General features: G+C 70.9%; 17 protein-coding genes. 9 read left to right on the top strand and 8 right to left on the bottom strand.

The features are described 5' to 3' along the window. The first annotated feature begins 115 nt into the window (after positions 1-115). Genes EJG53_RS02665 through EJG53_RS02675 form a run of 3 tightly spaced genes read left to right on the top strand, consistent with a single transcriptional unit; the run spans position 116 to position 5,517 of the window. Positions 116-1,363 (top strand): hypothetical protein, encoded by a 1,248-nt coding sequence (locus EJG53_RS02665; RefSeq protein ID WP_244954942.1) that lies wholly within the window; start codon positions 116-118, stop codon positions 1,361-1,363. A gap of 57 nt (positions 1,364-1,420) precedes the next feature. Beyond that, complete coding sequence (locus EJG53_RS02670) at positions 1,421-2,917, top strand: MFS transporter (RefSeq protein ID WP_167515026.1); 1,497 nt, start codon at positions 1,421-1,423, stop codon at positions 2,915-2,917. Then, positions 2,917-5,517, top strand: a complete 2,601-nt coding sequence (locus EJG53_RS02675; protein WP_125043402.1) for an AMP-binding protein — start codon at positions 2,917-2,919, stop codon at positions 5,515-5,517. Before EJG53_RS02670 ends, EJG53_RS02675 begins: the two co-directional genes overlap by 1 nt. Before the next feature lie 107 nt (positions 5,518-5,624). Here the strand turns inward: EJG53_RS02675 and EJG53_RS02680 are convergent, their stop codons facing one another. Further along, on the bottom strand, positions 5,625-6,263 hold the full coding sequence (locus EJG53_RS02680) for a nucleotidyltransferase domain-containing protein (RefSeq protein WP_125043403.1): 639 nt from the start codon (positions 6,261-6,263) through the stop codon (positions 5,625-5,627). 155 nt (positions 6,264-6,418) lie between these two features. Beyond that, entirely contained in the window at positions 6,419-7,969 is a 1,551-nt protein-coding gene (locus EJG53_RS02685; RefSeq protein ID WP_371858784.1) for an FMN-binding glutamate synthase family protein, read from the bottom strand. On the opposite strand from EJG53_RS02685, the gene EJG53_RS43235 reads away from it, so the two are divergent. Then, a complete protein-coding gene (locus EJG53_RS43235; protein WP_280526749.1) occupies positions 7,932-8,330 on the top strand; it encodes a helix-turn-helix domain-containing protein in 399 nt (132 codons plus the stop codon). The genes EJG53_RS02685 and EJG53_RS43235 overlap by 38 nt on opposite strands. A 33-nt stretch (positions 8,331-8,363) precedes the next feature. On the opposite strand, the gene EJG53_RS02695 is transcribed toward EJG53_RS43235, so the two are convergent. Then, complete coding sequence (locus EJG53_RS02695; RefSeq protein ID WP_125043405.1) at positions 8,364-9,449, bottom strand: DUF5937 family protein; 1,086 nt, start codon at positions 9,447-9,449, stop codon at positions 8,364-8,366. A 100-nt stretch (positions 9,450-9,549) separates the two neighbouring features. On the opposite strand from EJG53_RS02695, the gene EJG53_RS02700 reads away from it, so the two are divergent. After that, entirely contained in the window at positions 9,550-10,800 is a 1,251-nt protein-coding gene (locus tag EJG53_RS02700) for an MFS transporter (RefSeq protein WP_125043406.1), read from the top strand. Positions 10,801-10,876: 76 nt separating this feature from the next. Here EJG53_RS02700 and EJG53_RS42085 read toward each other — a convergent pair whose 3' ends face one another. Next, complete coding sequence (locus EJG53_RS42085; protein ID WP_244954943.1) at positions 10,877-12,520, bottom strand: tetratricopeptide repeat protein; 1,644 nt, start codon at positions 12,518-12,520, stop codon at positions 10,877-10,879. A gap of 643 nt (positions 12,521-13,163) precedes the next feature. Between EJG53_RS42085 and EJG53_RS02710 the strand changes: the two genes are divergently transcribed. Together EJG53_RS02710 and EJG53_RS02715 are read left to right on the top strand one after the other, a co-directional pair. After that, positions 13,164-13,595 carry a YciI family protein gene (locus tag EJG53_RS02710; RefSeq protein WP_167515027.1) on the top strand — a complete coding sequence of 144 codons (432 nt, stop codon included), beginning with the start codon at positions 13,164-13,166 and terminating at the stop codon, positions 13,593-13,595. A 1-nt stretch (position 13,596) separates the two neighbouring features. Beyond that, positions 13,597-14,289 carry an HAD family hydrolase gene (locus tag EJG53_RS02715; RefSeq protein ID WP_125043408.1) on the top strand — a complete coding sequence of 231 codons (693 nt, stop codon included), beginning with the start codon at positions 13,597-13,599 and terminating at the stop codon, positions 14,287-14,289. On the opposite strand, the gene EJG53_RS02720 is transcribed toward EJG53_RS02715, so the two are convergent. From EJG53_RS02720 to EJG53_RS02735, 4 genes are all read right to left on the bottom strand, one after another. Continuing rightward, complete coding sequence (locus EJG53_RS02720) at positions 14,261-15,364, bottom strand: alcohol dehydrogenase catalytic domain-containing protein (RefSeq protein WP_125043409.1); 1,104 nt, start codon at positions 15,362-15,364, stop codon at positions 14,261-14,263. The genes EJG53_RS02715 and EJG53_RS02720 overlap by 29 nt on opposite strands. After that, a complete protein-coding gene (locus EJG53_RS02725) occupies positions 15,348-16,043 on the bottom strand; it encodes a TenA family protein (protein ID WP_125043410.1) in 696 nt (231 codons plus the stop codon). The genes EJG53_RS02720 and EJG53_RS02725 overlap by 17 nt, the downstream gene beginning before the upstream one ends. Then, the gene (locus tag EJG53_RS02730; RefSeq protein ID WP_125043411.1) at positions 16,043-16,942 is read right to left on the bottom strand and encodes an FAD binding domain-containing protein; all 900 of its coding nucleotides are present in this window, start codon (positions 16,940-16,942) and stop codon (positions 16,043-16,045) included. The genes EJG53_RS02725 and EJG53_RS02730 overlap by 1 nt, the downstream gene beginning before the upstream one ends. Before the next feature lie 118 nt (positions 16,943-17,060). Beyond that, the gene (locus tag EJG53_RS02735) at positions 17,061-18,395 is read right to left on the bottom strand and encodes an MFS transporter (RefSeq protein ID WP_244954944.1); all 1,335 of its coding nucleotides are present in this window, start codon (positions 18,393-18,395) and stop codon (positions 17,061-17,063) included. 548 nt (positions 18,396-18,943) lie between these two features. On the opposite strand from EJG53_RS02735, the gene EJG53_RS02740 reads away from it, so the two are divergent. Further along, positions 18,944-21,814 carry a molybdopterin-dependent oxidoreductase gene (locus tag EJG53_RS02740; RefSeq protein ID WP_167515028.1) on the top strand — a complete coding sequence of 957 codons (2,871 nt, stop codon included), beginning with the start codon at positions 18,944-18,946 and terminating at the stop codon, positions 21,812-21,814. After that, a complete protein-coding gene (locus EJG53_RS02745) occupies positions 21,811-22,824 on the top strand; it encodes a thymidylate synthase (protein ID WP_125043413.1) in 1,014 nt (337 codons plus the stop codon). Before EJG53_RS02740 ends, EJG53_RS02745 begins: the two co-directional genes overlap by 4 nt. Positions 22,825-22,893: the final 69 nt, after the last annotated feature.

The following is a 22,893-nucleotide window of genomic DNA, read 5'->3' on the forward strand; positions in this document are numbered from 1 at the left end:
GTCTGGAAAACCGGCGAGCCCACAATAGCTCGACCGCAAGGGGGAGCACGGCCATCAACCGGACGCCCGCAAAGCTTTACCTGTCGAGTGGGCCCGGGATCCGAATGGCCCGCTATTGATTTTCCGCGCACCCGGCCATTGCCGCCCGGAAACCCGCGATCGCAAAAAGGGCTCGCGCGTCGGCGATGCACCGTCATCCGGAAGCACCCCCGCGCTCATCTCTTTTGTTGCGGCACAGAGCAACGGAAATTCTTGCCTGTCGCGTTTTCATGCACTTGAGCGCCCCTCGCCGGGCGCTTCCTTGATGTCGGCTCCAAGGGAAGGGAACACCTTGTCGAAGCGCGTCATTTCCCCTGACCAGCAGTGCGCGAATTGGAAGATAGAGCCCGAGTTCATCTTTACGGATGACGAACGGGACAACCTGCAGGAGGCGTTGTCGCGGACCACGATATCGCCGTACCGGGAGTACAACGCCTTTGCCAGCCAGGTGAAGGAGATCATCCGGCAGCGGCGGATTCCACAGCGTTTCGTCGACTTCGTCGCCACGCTCGCCTCCAGGGATCGAGATCTGGAGCCGGTGGTATGCATCAAGAACGGCCCGTACGACCGGGACGTTCCGCCCTTCGACTTCGAGAATCCGGTGGAGTCGAAGTACGAACTCAAGAAGACGTTCATCGCCGAGGCGATGCTGTCACTGTTCGCCCAGTTGTGCGGAACCCCGGCCATCGGCTACGTGAACGTCAACGACGGTGACGTATTCCAGGACATCTACCCCAAAAAGGCGATGGCCGAAACCCAGTCGCAGAAGGCACTGCGGGCAATCCATTTCCACAAGGATCTGGCGAATCACTTCGTACGCCCGGACCAGGTGTACATGGTCGGCATGCGCAGCGACCCCGTGAACGAGGTGTACACCAGCTTCGTCAGAAACATCGACGTATGGGAGCAGTTCGACGAGGACGAACTCGACCTGCTGCGCAAGCCCGAGTTCCATACCCCGTTCGACGACCTGACGGTAGTGGGCGACAAAAAACTCGGGGAGGCCGACCGGCACCCTGTGCTCGGTGAACTCGGAGATCTCCGGTACTTCGAGAACCGCACCCGCGGGCTGACCGATCAGGCAAGCGCTCTGCTCGAAAAGCTGAATGCCGTACTGCACAGCCAGAAGTGCCGCCTGTTCATCGAGCCCGGCGACTTCGTCGTGACCTACAACAACCACACCATCCACGCCAAAGAGGTGGTGAAGGTAGAGAACGAGGAGACGCTCAAGCAGCGGTGGATCATCAAGACCGTCAACGTCGATTCGGTGGCCCGGCATCTCCACCATTTCGTGGACGGCACTGAATACCTGGTCAACGGCTAGCAACCGACTCAAAGGAAGATCGAGGACTGAATGTCGCTGGCAGCAAGGCGGCCGAGAGTGATCTCGCGCAGCGGCGGCGTCGTGGCCACCGCGTACCTGAGCCTGTTCATGGTGTCCGCGGACAACTCCATCATCAACACCGCGGTACCGAGCATTTCGGCGGCACTGGACGCGAGCACACCGGCGGTACAACTCGCGATCGACGCGTACATGTTGGTCTTCGCCTCGTCGTTGATCATCGCCGGCGGTGCCGTCGACCGCATGGGCGTGCGCCGTTCCTACGCCGTGGGCGTCGGAGTGTTCACGGCCGCCTCGCTGCTGGGCGCGTTCGCGCCCTCGGTGCCTGCGCTGGTGCTGTCCCGCGCGGGCATGGGTGTCGGCGCGGCATTCATCGTGCCGAGCATCTTCGGGCTGTTCGCCACGGAGCTGACCGACGACGGCAGGCGGCGCGTGCTGGCGCTGTGGCCCGCTGTCGTCGGACTCGGCGTGGCCATCGGCCCGGTGCTGGGGGGCCTGCTCCTGACCCGGTTCTGGTACGGATCGATTTTCCTGATCAACGTGCCGGTCGGGGTGGTCGCCCTGATCGGCACCGCCACCCTCATCCGGCGCAGGGAGCCGGTGTCCACCCCGGCGCGCCCGGACCTCGTCGGAGCGGTGCTGCTGCTGACCGGTGTCGCGGCGCTCGCCTCGGCGATCATCTTCGCTGCCGACGGCGGGCTCCCCGGTTGGCTGAGGTGCGCCTTCGGCGCCGCCGGTCTGCTCGCGCTGATCGGCTACACGGCTCACGAACGGCGCACCGACCGGCCGCTGTTCGACCTCGGTTACTTCCGGGTGCGCACCTTCACAGGGGCCGTCGTGGCCATGTCCGGTCTGTTCTTCGCCCTGTTCGGCACGGTATTCCTGGCCGGTCAGTTCACCCAGTACGGCTTGGGCTGGAGCCCCTTGGCTGCCGGTGCCGGTCTGCTTCCCCTCGCGGTGGGGCTGACCGCCGCCTCGCTGTCCTGCGCCGCGGTCACCGCCCGGGCCGGAGCCAGGGCCACCGTGGTGACCGGGCTCGGCCTGGGCGCGGCCGGCTGCGCCCTGTGCGCACTGGCCGCCGCGGATCTGCGATATCCGCTGCTCGCCACCGGACTGCTGTGCTGCGGGCTCGGCATGGGGCTGTCCGTCGGCCCCGCGCTGACGCTGATCGTCACCAGTCTGCGGCCGGCCGACTCGGGCGTCGGGTCCTCCGTGAACGCCATGTTCCAGCAGATCTGCGGAGCCGGAGGCGTCGCGGTGATGGGCCTGGTGTTCTCGGCGGGCTACGGGTCGCGGATCGCCTCGGCCCCCGGCCTTCCGACGACGGCCGGATCGATCGGTGACGATCACGAGCTGCTCGCCCATGGTTCCGGCCAGGCCACCGCGTGGTTCGCCGACGCGGTGAGCTCCGGCCTGCTCGCCGCCTGGATCACCGGCGCGGTGGTGGCGGCGGTCGCCGCCCTCGCCGCCCTCGCGATCCTGCCCACCGCCCCCAGTACCCGCGTCACTCCCCGCCCGCGAAAGGTGAACGCCTGATGACCCCGCGCACCGGCGCCACGCTGTACGCCGCGATCGCCGCCCATGCGACCGACCGGCCCCACGAAACCGCCCTGTCCCGCGGAGAGACCACGCTGAGCTACCGTGAACTCGCCGCAGCCGCAGACACGTTGGCCACGCAACTGCGCGCGCTCGGCGTCGTGCCCGAAACCGTGGTGGTCATCGACCTGCCGGTCGGCTTCGAGACCGTCGTCGCGATGGCTGCGGTCAGCCAGGTCGGCGCGGCCTTCACCCTGCTGGAACCGGACCTACCTGCCCCCCGCAAGCAGCTCATCATCGACGACTGCCGCCCGGTCGCGCTGATCACGGAGTCGGGACCGGAGCGTGGCCCGCAACCAGGACCGCCGCTGGACGAACGACTCGTCCGGCGCACCTCGCCCGCCGCGTACGTCGCCTACACCTCCGGGTCGACCGGGGTCCCCAAGGGCGTCGTCATCGAGCAGGCCGCACTGGAGAATCACGTACGGCGCACCATCGACTGGTACGGCCTCACCTCGGCCGACACCCGGCTCCTCTTCTCCTCGATCGCATTCGACCTTGCGCTCGAACAGATCTGCACGGCGATGACAGCCGGCTGTGAACTCGCCTTCCGTGACGAGACGTTCGTGTACGGCGGTGCCGAGGACTTCCTGTACCACTGCCGCCGGCTCGGCATCACCGTACTGAGCCTGCCGACTGGCGTCTTCAACCGGTTCGGCGCCGAACTGGCCACCTCCACCGGTCGCACCGCGCCGGACCTGCGGTTGGTGATGGCCGGCGGCGAGGCACCGACCCAGGGCGCGGTGGCCGCCTGGTCGGACGCCGCGCCGCAAGGCACTCGCGTGGTCAACGGGTACGGGCCCACCGAGACGGCCGTCGTCGTCTGTTACCGGGACCTGCTGCCCGGCGATGCCATCGCGATCGGCGCTCCGATCGACGACGTCCGGTTCCGACTGGAACCGCTCGGCGATGACGGGAAGGCGACCGAACTGGTCGTCCAAGGCGTCGCGGTCGGCCGCGGCTACCTGGGGCAGGCGGCGTCGTCCTCGGCCTTCTGCGTGCTCGACGGTCAGTGGTCGTACCGCACCGGCGACGTGGCCACCGCGCGGCCCGACGGCGGCTACCACCTGCACGGCCGCTTCGACGCGCAGGTCAAGGTGCACGGCGGCTTCCGCGTGGAGCCCGGTGAGATCGTCTCCCGGCTGCTGTCCCTCGACTTCGTCCTCGACGCGGTGATCGTGCCGTTCGACGGTGCCGGCAGCCGGCTTCTGGCCGTGTTCGTCCGGCTCGACGAAAGCCGCGCGCCACAGCCGGACCCAGCAGCGGCGATCGTGCGGCTGCTCGCCGCCGCCCTGCCCGACTACATGGTGCCCTCGCAGGTCACGGTGGTGGACGCGTTCCCGCTGACCTCACGCGGCAAGGTCGATCAGGCGGCGCTGCTCCAGCGGGCACAGACCCGGCCGGGCACGGATGCCGAGGAGAGCGCCGATCCCACGGACACGGCCGCACAACTGCGGCTGGCCTGGCGGCACGTGCTGGGCAGCCCGCCCCAGGACGCGTCGACGAGTTTCTTCGCGGCCGGCGGCGACTCGATCAGAGCGATCGAGCTGATCACCCAGGTGCAGAGCAGGCTCGGTGTACACCTGCGCGCCGCCGAGCTGTACCGTACCCCCGCTTTCGACGCCCTGGCACGGCTCCTGACCGACCGCCGCGACGGCATCCCGACCGCGCACCACACCACCGGAACCACCCTAGTGCGGATGCGCCCGGCGGGACACGACAGACTCTGGGTCTTCCTGCCGCCGCTGTCCGGCGCGGTCACCCGCTACGCGTCGCTGTCCCGCCTGCTGCCCGCCGACGACACCGTGTGGGCGATGGAAACCCCACCCGAACTGTCCGGCAAGGGCATGGCGGCGCTCGCCGACGGGCTCGCCGAGGTGCTGCTGGAAGGCGGCGTCGACCGGTTCGGCACCATCTGTGTGTCCGGCTTCTCGCTGGGCGGCGTGTTCGGCTACGAGGTCGCCCGCCGGCTGCGCGACACCTGTGGCGAGCGGGTCCGTGCCCTGCTCATCGACCCGCCGGACCCCGGCGCACACCGCGTGAGCGTGGACGACGCCTTTGACATCTTCGTCCGCGTCGGCTGGTCGATCCCCGTCCCCGCGCAGCGGTTCGTCACCGAGGCCGGCGGGTTCGACCTGGCGGCGGTCACCGCGGCGGCCAAGGACGCGGGGACCCTGGCGCGGGACGCCGACCAGCGGGAGATCGAGGACGCCTGGACGGTGTACGAATCGAACGCGCGCATCCTCAACGGCCTGGTGCTGACCCCGCCCGACGGACTGCAGGTGCACATTCTGCAGGGCGACACCGGCGGCGAGATCGACTACGCCCGCCGCGGACCGACCGCCGTCGCGGCCGACGGCGGCACACCGTGGACGGGCGGAAAGGCCATCGGCCAGTGGCGCGACATCCTGCCCGACGACGCCGTGGACCGGTTGCCGGTCGATCACTTCGCCCTGCTCGAATCACCCAACGACGAACTGGTCCGTGACTGGCTCGCAGCCCAGGCCCAGCACGGGCCCGCACTGCACGTGCCAGGCTGATCGGATCGACCGCAGCGGAGAAGCATCGGCGGGGCCTTCGCCAGGAGACAGTCGGCGTCTGTCTGCCCCTTCGGTGTCTTCTCCGCTCGGTACCGGTCCTGCGCCGGCTACCTCGCCAGCTCTGCCGACCACGGATGGCCGGGGTGTACGCGTTCCAGCCACTCGCCGAGGAGGACCCGCCGCGCCCGGCTCAGCAGCGGCAGCACCCCGTCGAAGTCCGCCTGGTCCTTGGGGCGCGACGCTTTCGCTTTGAACAGCAGCACCAGCTCCGGGACCAGGTAGGGGATCCCGTCTGCCGTCCGTTCGACGATCGTGTCGTAGGGCAGTCGCAGACGCTCGTCCCGACGGCAGATCCACGTTCCGTCTTCGTGCGGCTCGCGGAAGACGTCGAACAGGAACTGGCCGCTTGCCGGGTCCCGGAGCCAGGTCTGGTACGTGGCCGCCAAAGGCTCAGGTCCCGCTCCCGCCCAGACCCGTCCCGAGCCCACCGCGTCCCACACGTACTCGGCGAAGCGGTCCCGAATCTCCGGGAATCCCGCCGCGGGCACCGCGATCTCCAGATCACCGTGCGGCCGCGGCCGCCCCCCACGGAACAGATCCAGCGCCCACCCCGCCGCGACGCACCAGGGTGTGTCGACCCCGTCCAGCCGCTCCGCGACCTGTTCCGGCCGCCAGGCGTCCGCCCACCGGGCATCCAGTTCATCCGCGTCGAGCACAGCGCCGCCGGGCGGCAGGACATCAGTCACCGGCACAACCTACTACTGCCACGCCCCGGCCTCCATGCCGCTTTCTTGCAGCGGCCGACGCCTGGACCTACCGGGACGGTTACGACCCCACTGCCTGAGCGCCCGGTCATTCCGCAGGCAGTCGCGATGTTCTGTTCGTACCGGGGCTGCTGGAGTCACACCGTGAACTGGTCGGGGTCCGCCGCCGCCCAGTCCGCCGCCCAGTCCCGGGGCGGCTCGTCGAGCAACTGCCCCGGAGCGAGCCAGGTGTACAGCTCGGCGTACGACCTGACCGTGTCGGGGCCGACGCGGCTGCGCAGCATGTGCGGGCGCAGCTCGCCCGGTTCCCGTACGCCCATTGCCGCCATGATCTGCAGGGCGCTGCGGACCGTCGCGCGCTGGTAGCGGTGCACTCGCTCGGACTTGTCGGTGACGACCAGCGCGCGGGTGCGCCGCGGGTCCTGCGTCGTGACACCGACCGGGCAGCGGTTGGTGTGGCAGCGCTGTGCCTGGATACAGCCGACCGCGAACATCATCGTGCGGGCCGCGTTGGTGTAGTCCGCGCCCTGCGCGATGCGTTTGACGATGTCGCTGCCGGTGGCGACCTTTCCGCTCGCTCCGATCTTGACGCGGTCCCGCAGGCCGGTGCCCACCAGCGCGTTGTGCACCGTGATCAGGCCCTCGGTCAGTGGGCTGCCCAGGTGATCGGCGAATTCCAGCGGTGCCGCTCCGGTGCCGCCCTCCGCGCCGTCGACGATGATGAAGTCCGGGGTGACGCTCTCGGCCCGCATCGCCTTGCACACGGCCAGGAACTGCTGCCGGGAACCGACGCACAGCTTGAAGCCCACGGGTTTGCCGTCCGCCAGCTCGCGCATCCGGGCCAGGAAGCCGACCAGTTCCCGGGGCGTGCCGAACGTCCGGTGGTAGGGCGGAGAGACGACCGTCTCACCCTGCGGCACCTCACGGACCCGGGCGATCTCGGCGTTGACCTTGCCGCCGGGCAGCACGCCGCCCAGGCCCGGCTTGGCGCCCTGCGACAGCTTCAGGGACAGGCACTTGACCTGGTCGTGCGCGGCCTTGTCGGCGAACTCGTGCGCGTCGAAGTCGCCGTCCGGGGTCCGGCAGCCGAAGTAGCCGGTGCCGATCTCCCATACGAGGTCGCCGCCGTGCCGCAGGTGGTACTCCGACAGCCCGTCCTCGCCGGTGTCCTGTGCGAAGCCGCCCAGTGCGGCGCCCCGGTTGAGGGCCAGGATCGCGTTGGCGGACAGCGAACCGAAGCTCATCGCCGAGACGTTCAGCAGTGCCATGTCGTACGGCCGGGTGCAGTCGGGGCCGCCGATGCGCACGGTCGGCGGCTCGTCCGGCACCGGCTTCGGCGCCATGGACGGGACCAGGAATTCGTATCCGCCGCCGTACATGTCCCGCTCGCTGCCGAACGGCGCCTCGTCCTCGGTGCCCTTCGCGCGCTCGTAGACGATATTGCGAACGTCGCGGTCGTACGGGCGGCCGTCATAGTTACGCTCGACGAAGTACTGCTGCATCTCGGGACGCACGCTCTCCAGCAGATAACGCAGCCGCCCGATCAGCGGGTAATTGCGCAATACCGAATGGCGACGCTGGAACGCGTCATGCACGCCCAGAGCCGCGAGGGCCAGTACGGGAACGGCGGCCGCCCACCACCAAGGCGAGATGAGCAGGGCGGGCACCGTCAGGACGGCGCCCGCCAGGACAAGGACGAATACAACCGATAGTCGCAGCACCCCCAGAAGTCAACCGGATACCGCAGCCGAAAGCGAAGGGCGACATGCCTGCCCGTGGTCCGCACCTACGGTGGCAGCCCAATGCAACGTCGTCTTCCGGTCCGTCTTCGCCGACCGGTTCCAGAGCACGATCGGCATGCCGCCTCTCCGGTACGCCGCCACGGAGCTACGGATGCTTCACGCCGGCCAGTGGCTGGCACAGGACACATTGTCGATCCAGTCCGTCGCGCAACGTCTCGGCCACACATCCCAGGCCGCCTTCAGCCGCGCCTTCAAACGCGTCACCGGCCAGCCGCCTGGCGCCAGCAGGCACACCGGCCGTCGGTGACTGGTTCGCTACTCCAGCGCGCCCGGAAGCTGCTCAGCGCAGCACGGCTGCCAGCAGATCCGTGCCCAGCTCTGCCAGGTCGGGCAGGTTGAGGGTGTAGCGGATGTAGCGTCCTTGCCGTCGGGCCGTGAGCAGGCCCGCGCGGCGCAGGACGGCGAGGTGGCGGGAGACCTCGGGGGTTGACAGGTCCCAGACGTGGGCCAGCTCGCCGGTGGTGTGCGGGCCGCGGGCCAGGGTGCGCAGCAGCCGCAGCCGTACCGGATGCGCGAGCGCCTCCAGCCGGAGGGTGACTGTTTCCAAGGAGACCGGCTCTGCCGGGCTGGGCTCGGCGACCGGGTACTGCAGTACCGGATGCCATCCGGGAGCGTGGACCGCCACCAGGTGGGGGCGGCCGAAGACGCTGGGGATGAAGGTGACACCAGCGCCTCGGGCGGCGGTCGCCTTGTCCTGCATCTTGTCCACGATGATGCAGTCGCTGTCCGGAGCCAGGGTGACGGCGCCGGAGACCGAGGCGAGTGCTGCCCTGATGCCTTGGCGCCTGAGCAGTTCGTTCTTCAGGCGCAGGTCGGTGGCGAGCTGCGCCGCGATGCCCGTCCAGGCATCGTCGAAGAAGGTCTCCGCGCATTCTTCGAGGGTGCGGCGCACCTGCGCCCGCACCGCGGCCGGGTCCGCGAGCAGCCGTTGGGCAAAGGCTTCCTGCCGTACGCCGCGGGCCTGGGCCACCACCAGGGCCCGCTCGCGCGCGGCCGTGTCGGTGAGTGGCGACGCTCCGGGAGCCTGGGTCCGGTTGCTGCCGCAGGTGGTGACGAGCGCGGCGGTCACATACCTCTCGTCGTCGATCCGGTCCACGTCGTCCAGTTCCTCGGCGAGGGTCGGCCGGGGCCGCGCGGGGATCAGGAAGTCGGCCTGCGAGGCACGCCAGAGGAACTCCGCCTGCGCGAGCCGCTCGGTCAGCCCTGGCCGTAGCCCGGCCCGGACGTCCGCGGCCCAGCCGGCGAACTGCGGATGGTGCCCGGGTTCGGCCAGCACGTGCAGCATCGCGGTCAGCTCGGCCAGCGGGGAGGCGGCGAACCGCACTCGCTCGGACGGCAGACCGCTGATGTCGATCCTCAACGTCATCCCCCCATCATCACGGCCCGGACCACCTGGTGGCGGCGTCGATTGACGATGTGCGTCAACCGGCGTGCTTGCCCCGGCTGCCGGCCGCAGCGTCTGCGCCATGGCACCCCTTACCCGAATCCGGCCCCGCGCCCTCGTCCGCGCCTCAGGAGGCCCCCGCTACGCCGTCGCCCTGGCCGTGGACGCACTGGGCACCGGCCTGTTGCGGCCCTTTCTGCTGCTCTACGGCGTGACGGTATTGAATCTGTCCGCGCCGGTCACCGGCACGGCCATGGCCGCCGGCCTGGCTGCCGGCCTGGTCTGCATGCCCGCGGTGGGCCGATGGCTCGACCGCGGCGCGCGCAGCACGGTCGTGGCGGCGTCGATGCTGGTGCGGGTGCTGGGCGCGGTGCTGCTACTGGCCGCTCCGGTTGGGCACATCGGGCTTTTCGCGACGGCGGCACTCCTGCTCGGCGTGGGCAACCAGGCATGGCCCGCGGCCCACGCCGCGCTCGTGGCCACGGTCGCCCACGGCCGGGAACGCGATACCGCCCTGGCAGCGGCCCACGCCCTGCGCAACGCCGCCCTGGGTGTTGGTGCCCTCCTGGCCACCGTATGTCTGGCAGGCGGCACCACCGCGCTGCGGGCGCTGGCAGCGGTCACCGCGCTCGCCTACCTTGCCGCGGCCGCCCTGGCATGGTCGGTCCACGTCCACGCACATCCGGCGGGAGCCACCCCGGCCGAGGACGGCGACGGGGACGGAGAAAACGCGCCCCGGATGCTCAAGCTGCTGGCCGCCAACGTGGTCTACGTCTTCTGCCTCAACGTCCCCGAGATCGCGCTCCCGCTGGTCCTGGTGACCCAGTTGCACGCGTCCCCGGTGTGGCCGGCGGCCGTCTTCGTGGCCAACACGGTGCTGGTCGTCACCCTGCAGGTGCCGGTCACCGTCCTGATGTCCCGCTTCACCAGACGGACCGTGCTGGCGCTCGCCGGCGTGGTGCTGGCCGCGTCCTACCTCGGCTTCCTCGCAGCCGCCTCACTGGAACCCGGCTGGGCGGCCCCGGCCGTCGCCGCGGTGTCCGTGGTCTGCACGATCGGCGAGATCATCTACGCCGGCAGCGCCACCGCACTGGTCACCGCCCTCGCCCCGGCCCGCGCCCTGGGACGCGCCCTCGCCCGCTTCCAGCTCTCCACCGGCCTCGGCCTCGCCGTCTCCCCGGTCGTCATCACCACGCTCGCACCACTCGGCCCGGCTGCCCTCTGGGGCAGCCTCACGGCCGCCACGCTCCTGTCCGCCTCCGCCGTAGCCACCAAGGAGGTCGGAGGAGCACGGCTCGGTGGTTGCCGGCCCCGGGGGCGAGCAGGCTTGTGAGGTGAGCGATTGGGACGGCATACGGGAGCCGAGCGGGCAGCGGGGCGTTGCCCGGCTGCCCGTGCTCGACATCCGCTCAGGGGCCGGCCGGCAGATCCCCCACCACGGCCTGGGCGCAGCCGTCCTCCCCCAGCTCGCGGAGTAGAGCGACGAGATCGCGCTTGGCGTGCAGGGTGTCGGGATGGTCCTCACCCAGCACCCGCCGGTACCGCAGAAGGGTGTCCTCCAGGACGACAAGGGCAGCCTCGTGATCGCCGAGGCGCCGCAGGAAGCTCGCGAGACTGGCTGCCGCGCGCAGTGTGCGGGGGTCGTCGGGTCCGAGCGCGAGGCGGCTCCGACGCAGCACGTCCTCGCACCGTTGCCGGGCCTCTTCGTGGGCACCGAGTGCGGAGAGGCACCCGCAAAGGTTGCCGGCGACGGTCAGGGTCAGGGGATCCTCCCAGCCCAGCGTCCGCTCACAGCGTGGGAGAAGGTCGGCGAACGAAGCCCTTGCCTCAGCATATTTCCTGAGGCCGACCAGGCACCCGGCGAGCCTGTTGGCCACCGCCAGTGTGTCCGGATGGTCCTCCCCGAGCGTTTCGCTCCAGGCTGCGCCGGCTGTGCGGGCGAGGGCCACGCCGGGTTCGTGCTGGCCGGACACGTACAGATAGCGCAGCACCTGTACGAGCAGGGCCCGGAATTCCTGTGATGCGTGGCTGCGGTGATCCGGGCGGTTGAACAGGATCCGTACGAGTGAGGCGAGCTTGCGGTAGTCGGGCCAGGAGGCCGGAAGCTCCGGGTCACTGACGGCGAAATCGGCGTGCAGAGCCAGGATGTGACGTCGCAGATCCTCCGGATCGTCGTCCTCGGAGCGGTTCGGCGGCACGGTTGCGGCGTCGGCGGCTCGCGGTCCGCCCACCGCAGGGTAGGACGGGAGCGAGGACGACGTAGCCGATGTCCACAAAGATGTGGGAGCCCCTGATTCTTTGAGAAGAAGGGACGGGCACCCCCGCGCGTGATAGAGGTCGCAGCCGGAATGCAGAATGGAGGGCTCACGGCCGTCGTACAACGCGGCCACGGGGTACACCTCGAACGGTTCCCCGTTGTTGTTGATGACGGTGGTGCCGCGACGACCCGCGCAGGTCCAGTCGAGCTCCAGTTGCCACGAGATCTCGTGTGTGCGGGCGATGGGCTCGAACCAGAACTGTTCCACGTCGGCGGCGCTGATGGAGAACGGGAAGTCGGCTCCCTGGGCCTGCAGTTGTGGCACCCGTACGTCGAAGTCGGTGATGAAGCGACGGGGTTCGATCTTCGCCCCGATACGGGTCACCAGGCAGGCGGGGCGCGGTGGCCTGCGAGCCAGAACGACGGGGCGCGCGGCGTCGAGGACCACGGCCCGGTTCGTCCTGGCCTCCAGGGTGATGACGTGAACCGTGCCGCTGGGCACCATCACGCGTGGCGGATCCGCGTCCACGACCAGATCAGCGAGGGTCCCGCCCGGCCTCAACTGCACGGAGGCGATGACGGGGTCCGCCAAGTCACTCGGAGTGTCGCCGCCACCGTGGTTGACGGTCACACCGCCATGCACGGTGTCCGCCATGACGACGTTGCCGAATTGGCCGCCTGAGATGGAGTTGCTGCCCTTGCGCGCGGCGGGGGCGCCGTCGTCGGGCGTCCCCCGGCCGGCCTCGTCGCCCCCGTCGATGCCGCCCTTGGCCGTCGGCCGGTCGTACTCACTCACCGCTTCGCTCCCCTCGTCGCGAGGCCGCCAGCCTACGGCGGAGTTGTTCGGTCCCAGGGGGGAATCGTGCAGACCGCCCTGTCGCGGCGGTTGTGGTTCATCAGTGACCGCTCGCTTACGACGTGGGGGATGCTCGCCGACGAGCCCGCACCGACCGGCGCAACCGGACCTCCGGGCTGCCGTATGAACGTGTCCACACCCCCGCCGGTACCCGTGCGCCCGACCACCGGAGTACGGCAAAACCGACCACCGCAGCGTCATCCGGTCGAGTGTGGCATCGACCGTCGCGTGTGTTCACGGAAAGCTGTCCGGAGTATCCGCTCGCCATTGACGCCTTTCCGGTTGACGGACGGCGATACGGTTTCCCGGTGCCTCCTCAGGGAATCTTCGTTGGCGACCATCCAGCCGTTCAGCCGCCCGATCATTCCGTACCTCGTTCCGACCGATGATGCGGCCCGTCGCGGGCGGCTTTCCCGGTATCGGCCACCCTTCAGCGACTGATCCCGTTCGTGGATCGCGAGAGGGGAGCTCCCCTGTCGTTTCCGGCATTCGGCTGTTGCGGGCCGGACCGACGTATGTCCAAGGAGTGTGCATGCCCGATCGGTTCTCCCGCCGCAGGGACACCGCTGCCATTGTGGAACGCATGGGAAGAGTACGGCTGTTCGCCGTCTTCATGCGGCCGACAGCGGTGTACGACGTCGAAAGCCCACGCGGACGTGACCTGATGCTCGACCATTTGGACTGGCTGCTGGACCTGGAGGACGAGGGGCGTCTCTTCGCCGGCGGGCCGCTCCGTGCCGGCGGGCCGGTGGGTGCGCCGCCTAGGGAGTCGGGCGTCGACCCCACCGGCTTCTTCGTCATCGGCGCCGCGTCCCTCGAAGAGGCCCAGGAGCTCGTCGCCGGAGAGCCCTTCGCGTGCGCGGGCTGGCGTACCTGCGTGGTGCACACGTGGCTGCTCAACGAAGGGGTCACGATTTCCGTGGGGCGTCGGGTCGAGGAGATCTTCGGCGGGCCCAAGCCGGAGCTGGGTACGGCCTCTTGGGAACGCACCGACGAGTCGGGGAAAGGGGCTTGAAATGCCTGCCGTGCTCTACGACTTCGACGGCCTGCTCATCGACAGTGAGACGGCGGGACTGCTCTCGTGGAAACGGGTGTACGCCGAGTTCGGACACGAACTCGACCTGGCCCACTGGCTTTCCGAGACCGAAGCGGGGCGGGGCCCTTGCATGCCGACGGAGCGGCTTGCGGAACTCGTCGGAAAGCCCGTCGACTGGGAGGCGGTGGAACGCCGGCGGATCGTGTGGCGGGACGAACTCCTCGTCACCCGACCGGGCGTCGAGGAACATCTCGCCGAAGCCCGGCGGCTCGGTTTCGACCTGGCCATCGTGTCGAACGCGCCGGACTGGTGGATCCGGCAGCGGATGGAAAGCGCCGGAATCGCTCCGGAGTTCTTCGGGGTCATCATCTGCAAAGCCGAGGGAATCGCACGGAAGCCGGCCCCGGACGCTTACCTGGCGGCGCTGCGAGAACTGGGGTGCGCGGCCGGTGACGCCCTCGCGTTCGAGGACAGTCCGGTGGGGATCCGGGCCGCGCGGGCTGCCCGGATCCGGTGTGTGGCGGTGCCCAACATGGTCACCGCGCATTTCGACCTGTCCGCCGCTGATGTGACGCTGCCGTCCTTGGCTGCCCGGCCGCTGGCGGAGGTGGCCGGCGCGCTGCTCACCGCCGGCTGCCTCCCGGTCAGGGGACGATCACCAGACGGCCGGTGACCCCGCCGCGCGCCAGGCGGTCCAGCGCCTCGTTGATCCCGGCGAGCGGGTACTCCGCGGCGATCAGGCCGCGGAGGCTCTTGGCAGCGGCCATCCGCACCACGTCCCGTGCGTCGTCGAGCGTGGCCCCTACGGAGCCGAGCACCGCCGTCTCACGGGAGACCAACGGGAACACGTCCAGGGCCACGGGTCGGCCGGTATAGCCGACGACGGCCACCCGCCCCTGGAGGTCGGCCAGCAGCACATCGAGGTTGAGGGTGTCGGTGCTGCCGACGGTGTCCACCACGACGTCGCAACGGAGGATCTCCATACGGGAGGAACGCTGCATGGCGCCGACCGGGTGCGGGTCCGCCGGATCGACGGCCGCGAGCGCCCCGTACCGCAGTGCCGCCTCCCGGCCGCAGGGGCGCGGGTCGAAGGCGACGACGCGGGCCCCGCGCGCGACGGCCGCCTGGACACAGGCCAGTCCCACTCCTCCCGCACCGACGACCGCCACCGCCTCCCCCGCCAGCAGCTTCGCCACCGACCGGAGGACGTGCAGCGCGGTGGTGCCCGAGCACCCGAGGACCGCCGCCTCGGCGAGCGGGACCTCCGCCGGGACGGGCACCAGGCAGCGCGCGGCGGTCAGGAAGTACTCGGCGAATCCTCCGTCGGTGTCGAAGCCCCACTTGGCGAGCGGGGTGGGGCAAAGGTTCTCCAGGCCCAGTGCGCAGCGGCGGCACACTCCGCAGCCGTGGTAGTAGTACGCCAGCACACGGTCCCCGACAGCGAGCCCCGTGCTCCGGGCCGCGCCCTCCCCCAGCTCCGCGACCTCGCCCGCGATCTCGTGCCCCAGGATCAGGGGCAGCCGGGGCGTGGCCGGCACCCCCGCGGCGAGGTGCAGGTCGGTGTGACACACGCCCGCGGCCCGGACCCGGATGACCGCCTCGCCCGCGCCGGGCAGCGGGCGGGCACGCCGCTCCAGGGTCAGCGGCCGGCCGGCCTCGCTCAGGACGGCGGCGAGCATCGTGTGGTCCGGGTCGCTGTCGACAGCGTGGGCACCGGCCGTGGCACCGAGGTCAGTCACCCTGCTCACCGGGCCAGCGCACGTCGAGGTTCCAGGCGGCGTCGAACACGTCGACCTGGTGCTGCACGCTGCGCAGGTACAGGAGCTGCATCCGGTCCCGGCCCGCCTCGTCGGTCCGGGCCGCCTCCGTCTCCATCATCTCGGCGTGCACCTGGGCCATCCGGTGAACGGCCCGCTGGACGTAGATGTCGGCCCATCTCTGGTACGCGGGCGGCCCGGCGACGCGGACGTCCGCGAACCGCCGACCGATGACCTCGGTGAACATCGCGCACGGCAGCAGCGCCGCGGCGATGTCGCCGATGCCCCCTTCCAGGGAGGTGCGGACGAGGTGGTTGGCGTACGCCTCGCGGGCGGGGATGTAGGCGGCGGGGCCGATGCTCAGCTTCCCGGTGACTCCCAGCTCGGCGAGGATTTCCTCCTTCGCCCGGATCTCCCCGAGCACCCACACGTCGTCCAGGACGGTGGCGGCGGCCTTGGACCACGCGGAGCCGGTGGGGGCCTTGGCCAGTCCCAGGGCGAGCGCACGGTGCAGGTCGGAGATGTAGGGGGCGTCGTTGACCTGGAAGGAGACGAATTTCTCGACCGGGAGGGTGCCGGCGGCCATCGCCTCGATCCACGGGTGGTGCCGGTAGGCGCGCCAGGCCCCGGAGGCGTGCCGGCGGCACCGTTCCACGAATGAGTCGACCATCAAGAGACCACCTCTCCGAAGGGACCGCGCGTGCGGTCAACTGCCTGTACGAGAGCCCGGCGGACGAGGACACGGACCAGGTGGCGCCGGTAGTCGGCGGAGGCCAGCGCGTCGGACCGGGTGCGGACGGTCCGCGCGGCCAGGTCGGCCGCCCGGCGCACCGCCTGTGTGTCCACCGGGCCGGAGCACAGCGAGGCACCGGCCTCGGCGAGTGCCGTGCCGTCGTGTCCGGCGACGAACGGCGCGATGCGGGCGCCGCGGCACCGGCCGTCCGGGTGCAGGTCCAGCCGTACGGCCACGCCGCCGAGGTGGGCGCCGAAGGTCCGGCGGCCGGCCCGCAGGAAGGCCCACCCCTCTCCGGAGCGGCAGCCGGGTACCTCGACGGCGGCGACCAGTTCGCCGGGACCGGGGCCGGCCTCGGCGTACAGCTCGCGGGCGGCACGGTCGTGCGTGTCCGCGGCTCTGCGCACCGTGACGCGGATGTCCAGCACCGAGCAGAGCGCGGACATCTGGAGTTCGGGGGCGGCCTGCGCGACGGCGCCGGCCAGCGTGCCTCGCTGCCGTACGAGGGCGGTGCCCATGGTGCGCAGGGCGGCGGCCAGCAGGGCGTGTCCGGGATGCCGGGCCGCGACGGCGAGGACATCGGCCTGGCGGGCGGTGCAGCCGATCCGCAGCACCGGGCGCGGACCGCCCGGCCGGCCCGCCAGGGCAGTGACGCCGTCGAGTCCGGGGACGTTGTTGATGTCCACGAGCAGGGCGGCCCGGCGGCGGCGGGAACGCAGTTCCGGGATCAGACTCAGCCCGCCGGCCAGTACGGCGGCGCCCGGTGACATGGCGAGCACTTCGAGTGCGTCCTTCAGGTCCCGGGCCGCATGAAATGCGAAGGGTGCTGCGTGCATGGGCGCCTCCGGCGGTCGGACAGGTTGCCCTTGTCGGGCCGTACGGGAATTGCGGCGGCCAGTCGGCCTCTCAGGCGGTCAGTCGGCCTCTCAGGCGGTCAGTCGGCCTCTCAGGCGGTCAGTCGGCCTCTTGGGCGGTCACCTTCACCTCACCGGCCGGTACGTACTCCTCACCGGTCACCGCCGCGTACGGCAGCCGCCGTTCCAGCGGCAGCATCAGGGCGGTGCCGAGCAGCGCGATCCCGCCGACGACGATCCAGGGCAGCTCCGCGCGCCGGCTGAACAGCACGGTGAACAGGACCGGGGAGACGATGGTGCCCACGGTGAAGGAGTACTGGAACGCCGCGAGGTAGAAGCCGCGTGCGGAAGGCGGCGCGGCGCTCGCGGCCAGGGAGTTGGACGCCGGTTCGTGAATCAGCTCGCCCGCGGTGTAGCAGAGCAGCACGAGCAGCAGGAACGCGGGCAGCGCCGCGTGCGGCAGCAGGAGGGCCACGGCCGACCCGGCGCACCACAACGTCCAGCACAGGCCGGACAGTGCCATCGTCCGCACACGCGTCATATGGCGCCGGACGAACCGGCTGACGAGGGCCGGGGTGGTGGCGAGCAGCACGGTGTTGACGGCCAGCAGGGGCCCGACCACCCAGTCGTCCACCCCCAGGCCCTTGGTCACGTACACGGGCAGCGCGATGGTCAGAAAGGTGCTGCACACGGCGAACGCGGTGTTGGCGAGGATCAGTTGGAGGTAGGGCCGGTCGCGCAGCAGGGCGCGGTGGCCGGCGCCGAGCGGCTCCGTACGGGCCCCGGTTTCTGCGGCGGCCTCCGTCTCCGTGGCGGTGTGCGGAGGGTGCGTACGGATGACGGGGCCCACCCGGACGAGGGACCGCACCAGGAGCGCGGCCACCGTGAAGGAGACGCCGTTGACCAGAATCAGGAGGTGGTAGGCGCGGGTGGACTCCCAGGCGAGGGCCGCCCCGGCCGTCATGCCGCCCGCGCCCATCCCCGCGGCCCGGATCATGCTCGCCCTGGCGAACCACCACTCCTTGGCCCGGCCGGTGGTGTCGGCGTCCGCCAGCTCGGCGATGAGGGTGAAGACGGAGGACCAGTAGACGCGAGCGCCGACGCCCTCCACGAGAACGGCGATCATCAGGGAGACCGGTCCGGAGACCTGGAGGTACAGGAAGAATCCGACGGCCTGGACGAGTTGCCCGGTGATGACGACGGGACGGGCGCCGAAGCGGTCGGCCGCCCGGCCCGCGAGCAGCGGCACGGGCAGGGTGAGCGCGGTCGCCACGCTGACGAGTGTGCCGATGAGGGGCAGTCCGATGTCCGTGGCGTGCAGGAAATACAGCAGGGACAGCGGCACGTACAGGCCGGTGCCCAACGCGTCCACCGACATCGCCGCGAACAGGGGCCAGGCGGCGGGGGAATGTTCCCGGGATTTTCTACGAGGCACCGTGGGCGACCTCTCTTCTTGTCGGGTGCGGGTGCCGTACATTGTTCCGGCGCACACCAGCAAGGACAAATAAGAATATGAAATCACCGCGCCCCGCCGGTTCGTAGATCGGAACAGGTGAGAAGAGCGGGAGAACCGTACCCTTTTGACGCGCCCGGCCGGGTAACACCGGGCCAGGGGCTACTTGTTCAGCCAAACGGTAACCCGGTCCGCGCGCACCGTCCAGAAAACGATCAGAAGTTCAACACCTCGCTCATTCCTGCATTTCGACGCGACCGACAATCTCGCCCATACGGACGGGACGCATCATTTTCCGGCAAGCGCGTAAATACTGGTTGACCGATAAGGACCGCGGGTATTGAGCACTCGTGCCGGAACAGGCCGACGAACCTCTGCTCATTCGTCCGGTCCGGAACAGCCGTCCGGTACGGAACAGCCGTCCGGCCCGAAGCCGCCGTCCGTCCGAAGCCGCGGGTGAGCACCGCCTCCGCAAGGACGGAATGCGCCGCGGGGCAAGGCCACGGTGCGGTTCTCCTGGGGGGAAAATCATGTCTCGAACCGGCTCCGGCGCTCGCACCGACACCCGCGTGGAGGTCACCTGCCAGGTCGACGGGGCGAGCCACTGTCTGCGCACCGAGCCGCGCGAGACGCTCGCGGGGCTGCTCGCCGCCCTCGGCTCCCCGGTCAGCACCGGCTGTGACCAGGGAGAGTGCGGGGTCTGCACGGTGCGCCTCGACGGACGGCCGGTACGGTCCTGCCTCGTCCTGGCCGCGCAGTGCCAGGGTGCGAGCATCCACACCGCACGCTCCGGCGCTCCGGCCCTGACCGGGGTGCGCGCGTGGCTGAGCGCCGCCTCGGCGCTCCAGTGCGGGTACTGCACACCTGCGTTCGTGACGCTGCTGACCGACACCGCCGACGCCGCGCACCGGACCGAGGAAACGGGCCCGGCAACCGTGGTCGGCACACCGGCACGCCACCGCATCAGCGAGGCGACCTGCCGCTGCACCGGCTACCCCGGCCTGGCCCACGCGGCGGCCGGCCTGGCGGCGGACACATCCCCTCCCGGTCACCCCCCGCGCGTCGAGGACGAGCGGCTGCTCACCGGCCGCGGCGACTTCGTCGGCGCCCGCGACCTGCCCGGCCAGTTGTGGGCGCGGGTGGTCCGCAGTCATGTCGCCCACGCGGCTCTCCTGCGCGTCGACGTACGGCGCGCACTGCACCACCCCGGTGTGTTCGCCGCGTACACCGCCGACGACCTGCCCGAGGCCATGCGCCTGCTCCACCGGGAGCTTCCCGCCCCTGCAGAACCGGTCCTCGCCACCACTGAACTCCGCTACGCGGGCCAGCCGGTGGCAGTGGTCCTGGCCAAGAGCGCCGCCGCCGCGGAGGACGGTGCGGAACTGGTCGATGTCGTGTGCGCCCCGCGCACCCCGCTGTCCGGCCCCGAGCACGGCACCGCCCACCTCGCCGACGACGACCCGCGCTGGATCGCCACCGTCCGCCAGCAGGTGGGCCCGGAACCGGCGGACGTAGAAGCCGCCGTCGTCCTCGCCCGTACCTTCCGTCTCCCCCGGCAGACCGCCATGCCGCTGGAGACCCGCGGCCTGCTCGCCGAGTGGGACGCCCGCGCTCCCCGCCTCACCGTGCACGGCGTCACCAAACACCCGCAGCTCACCAGGGAACGGCTCGCCCGGGCTCTGGGTCTGGACCCCCGGCACATCAGTCTGCCCGCGGGGGACGTGGGCGGGGCGTTCGGCGTCAAGGGCGAGACCCACCCCGAGGATCTGCTCGTCCCCTGGCTCGCGATGCGCGCCGGGCGGCCGGTGAAGTGGCTGGAGGACCGGGCCGAACACGTCGTCGCGGCCCACCACTCTCGCGGCATGGTGTGGCGGGCCGAGCTGCGGGCCGGCCCGGACGGGCGCCTGCTGGGCGCCCGTGCCGAGATCGTCGCCGACGCCGGTGCGTACGTCCGCCCGCTCACCACCCTCCAGGCCCTGCTGGCCACGGCCCTGTTCCCCGGCCCGTACCGGCTCCCCCGCTACCGCGCGCGGGCCCGCTACCTGCTGACCAGCCGGACCCCCGTCGGGCCGCTGCGGGCGCCCGGCCGGCTGGAGGCCGCTTTCGTGCGCGAACGCATGCTGGACCTGCTCGCCCACGAACTGGGCCTCGATCCGGTCGAGGTACGTCGTCGCAACCTGCTGACCGCCGCCGACATGCCGTACGACGTCGGCACGGTGGGCGAGGGGCCGGTGCGCTACGACAGCGGTGACTTCCTCGGCGCGTACGAGCGGGCGCTCCGCCGGGCCGGCACGGAACGACCGGGGCCGAGCGGCTTTCCAGGCGGCATGGCGCACGGTGCCAGCGACCCCGTGGTCCCCGGTGACGCTCCGGAGGGCGGGTGGCGACGCGGGACCGCGGTCGTGCCCTTCGTCGACAAGGCCGGTCTGGGCGGGGACGAGCGGGCGGTCGCCACTCTGCGGCCGGACGGCACCGTACGGATCGACGCGGCCGCCGCGCCCTCCGGGCAGAGCCACCGCACGACGCTCGCCCGAGTGGCGGCCACCGCGCTGGGCATCCCCTGCGACCGCGTCGAGATCGTGCTCGACGACCACACGTCGGGCGCCGTGGGACCGGGCACCTTCGCCAGCCGCACCGTGACGCACACGGGCAACGCCGTCCACGCGGCCTGTGTCGCCCTGCGGCGTCGCGCGGCCGAGTGGGCGCGGGCGGAGGGGGAGCAACCGGGTGACGCCGAGAAAACAGCCTTCGGGGAGCAGGCCGCCGCCCGGCCCCCGGGCGCCGGCCGGGCCGCCGTCCCGCTCGACCGCATCGCGCGCCGGGGCGGTGCCGGGCTCCGGGCGGTCGGCCGGTACGCGATCGACGCGCACACCTACCCCCACGGGGCGGTGACCTGCGCCGTGGCGGTGGACCCGGAGCTCTGCCTGGTCCGGGCCGAGCGGCTCGCGATCTCCTGCGACGCGGGGCGGGTGATCGACGAGCGGGTGGTCCGCGGCCAGCTCGCGGGCGGTCTGGTCCAGGGGGTCGGCGCCGCGCTGCTGGAGGAGATCCGTTACGACGAGCAGGAGCAGCCGCTGGTCACCGGGTTCGGGGAGTACCCGCTCCTGCTGGCGGCGGACGTGCCCGACGTCGACGTCGACCTGCTGCCGCCCGCCGCTCCGACGGCCGGGACCCCGTACAACCCGCTCGGCGTCAAAGGCATCGGGGAAGCGGGGACCTCGGCCGCCGCCGCGGCGGTGGCTGCCGCGATATGCGCGGCCGTCCCGGAGTGGGCGCCCGCCATCGACCGGCTGCCCCTGTCCCCGGAGCATCTGCACGCCTCCGTGGACGCGCTCACCCGGCGGACCGGCGCCCGGCACCTGACGGGCCGCGGCATTCCCGCACCGAGGAGTGACACATGAACATGCCCCTGTACCCCAGTTTTCAGGACGCCTATCTCGCCCAGTTGCGGGAGACGTTCGAGAACTCCGCCTACCGCAACGCGCCGCGGGGATTCCGGAGCCGCGAGCGCATCGGCGTCGGTTTCGGCCTTCTCGATCCCGTCCAGCGGCATGTCACCCTGCCCGCCCGGCGGGCCAATCTCGTCTTCAATTATGCCGAGGCGCTCTGGTATTTGTCCGGGACGAACGGGCTGGATTTCATCGGCCACTACGCGTCGAGCATCGCCCATTACTCGCAGGACGGCCGGACCCTGCAAGGCACCGCGTACGGCCCGCGCATCTTCCGGCACCCGCCAGACGGCCTGGACCAGTGGCAGAACGTGCTGAACACCCTGCGCGAGGACCCGGACAGCAAACGCGCGGTGATGCAGATCTTCACACCACGGGAACTGACGGTTCCCGGAAACATCGACGTCGCCTGCACCCTGGCCCTGCAATTCATGATCCGCGAAGGAAAGCTGTGCACGGTCGGATTCATGCGGGCCAACGACGCCTTCCGCGGCATGGTGAGCGACGTCTTCTCGTTCACCGTGCTCCAGGAGGTGATGGCCCGCGAACTCGGCCTCGGCGTCGGCTCGTACAGCCACCACGTCGGCTCCGTCCACGTCTACGACTCGGACGCACCATGGGCGGACCAGGTGCTGGCCGAGGCGGCGCGCAGCCCCGCCCCGACCACCGCGTTCCCCGCCATGCCGCCACAGGACAACTGGCCCTTCATCCAAGAGGTCCTGAACTGGGAGGCCCGGCTGCGCACCGACTCCGTACGGCTGTCCCCCTCCGCGCTGGAACGGATCGACCTGCCGCCGTACTGGCGCAACGTCATCGGGCTCTTCGAGTGCTACCGACAGGTGCGGCACGGCACCGGCCTGGCACCGCAGGTGGCGGCCGTCCTGCCCGGCCTCCACCGCCGGGCGCTGGCCACCCGCTGGCCCCGGCACTTCGCCGGAGCGCTCGCGCAGAGCCGCACCTGACGCGTCGTCCGTCCAACGGCGGCCCGCGCGGCCACCTCGTCCCTTCCCTGAAAGACGTACCCCGCAACA

Source organism: Streptomyces chrestomyceticus JCM 4735 (assembly GCF_003865135.1).
Taxonomy (GTDB): Bacteria; Actinomycetota; Actinomycetes; order Streptomycetales; family Streptomycetaceae; genus Streptomyces; species Streptomyces chrestomyceticus.

Bases quoted from the DNA above. Each gene is read 5' to 3' on its own strand.
- EJG53_RS02675 (WP_125043402.1), top strand. From the start codon at position 2,917: ATGACCCCGCGCACCGGCGCCACGCTGTACGCCGCGATCGCCGCCCAT.
- EJG53_RS43235 (WP_280526749.1), top strand. From the start codon at position 7,932: ATGAGCAGGGCGGGCACCGTCAGGACGGCGCCCGCCAGGACAAGGACG.
- EJG53_RS02695 (WP_125043405.1), bottom strand. From the start codon at position 9,449: ATGACGTTGAGGATCGACATCAGCGGTCTGCCGTCCGAGCGAGTGCGG.
- EJG53_RS02700 (WP_125043406.1), top strand. From the start codon at position 9,550: ATGGCACCCCTTACCCGAATCCGGCCCCGCGCCCTCGTCCGCGCCTCA.
- EJG53_RS02710 (WP_167515027.1), top strand. From the start codon at position 13,164: ATGGGAAGAGTACGGCTGTTCGCCGTCTTCATGCGGCCGACAGCGGTG.
- EJG53_RS02715 (WP_125043408.1), top strand. From the start codon at position 13,597: ATGCCTGCCGTGCTCTACGACTTCGACGGCCTGCTCATCGACAGTGAG.
- EJG53_RS02725 (WP_125043410.1), bottom strand. From the start codon at position 16,043: ATGGTCGACTCATTCGTGGAACGGTGCCGCCGGCACGCCTCCGGGGCC.
- EJG53_RS02730 (WP_125043411.1), bottom strand. From the start codon at position 16,942: ATGCACGCAGCACCCTTCGCATTTCATGCGGCCCGGGACCTGAAGGAC.
- EJG53_RS02740 (WP_167515028.1), top strand. From the start codon at position 18,944: ATGTCTCGAACCGGCTCCGGCGCTCGCACCGACACCCGCGTGGAGGTC.
- EJG53_RS02745 (WP_125043413.1), top strand. From the start codon at position 21,811: ATGAACATGCCCCTGTACCCCAGTTTTCAGGACGCCTATCTCGCCCAG.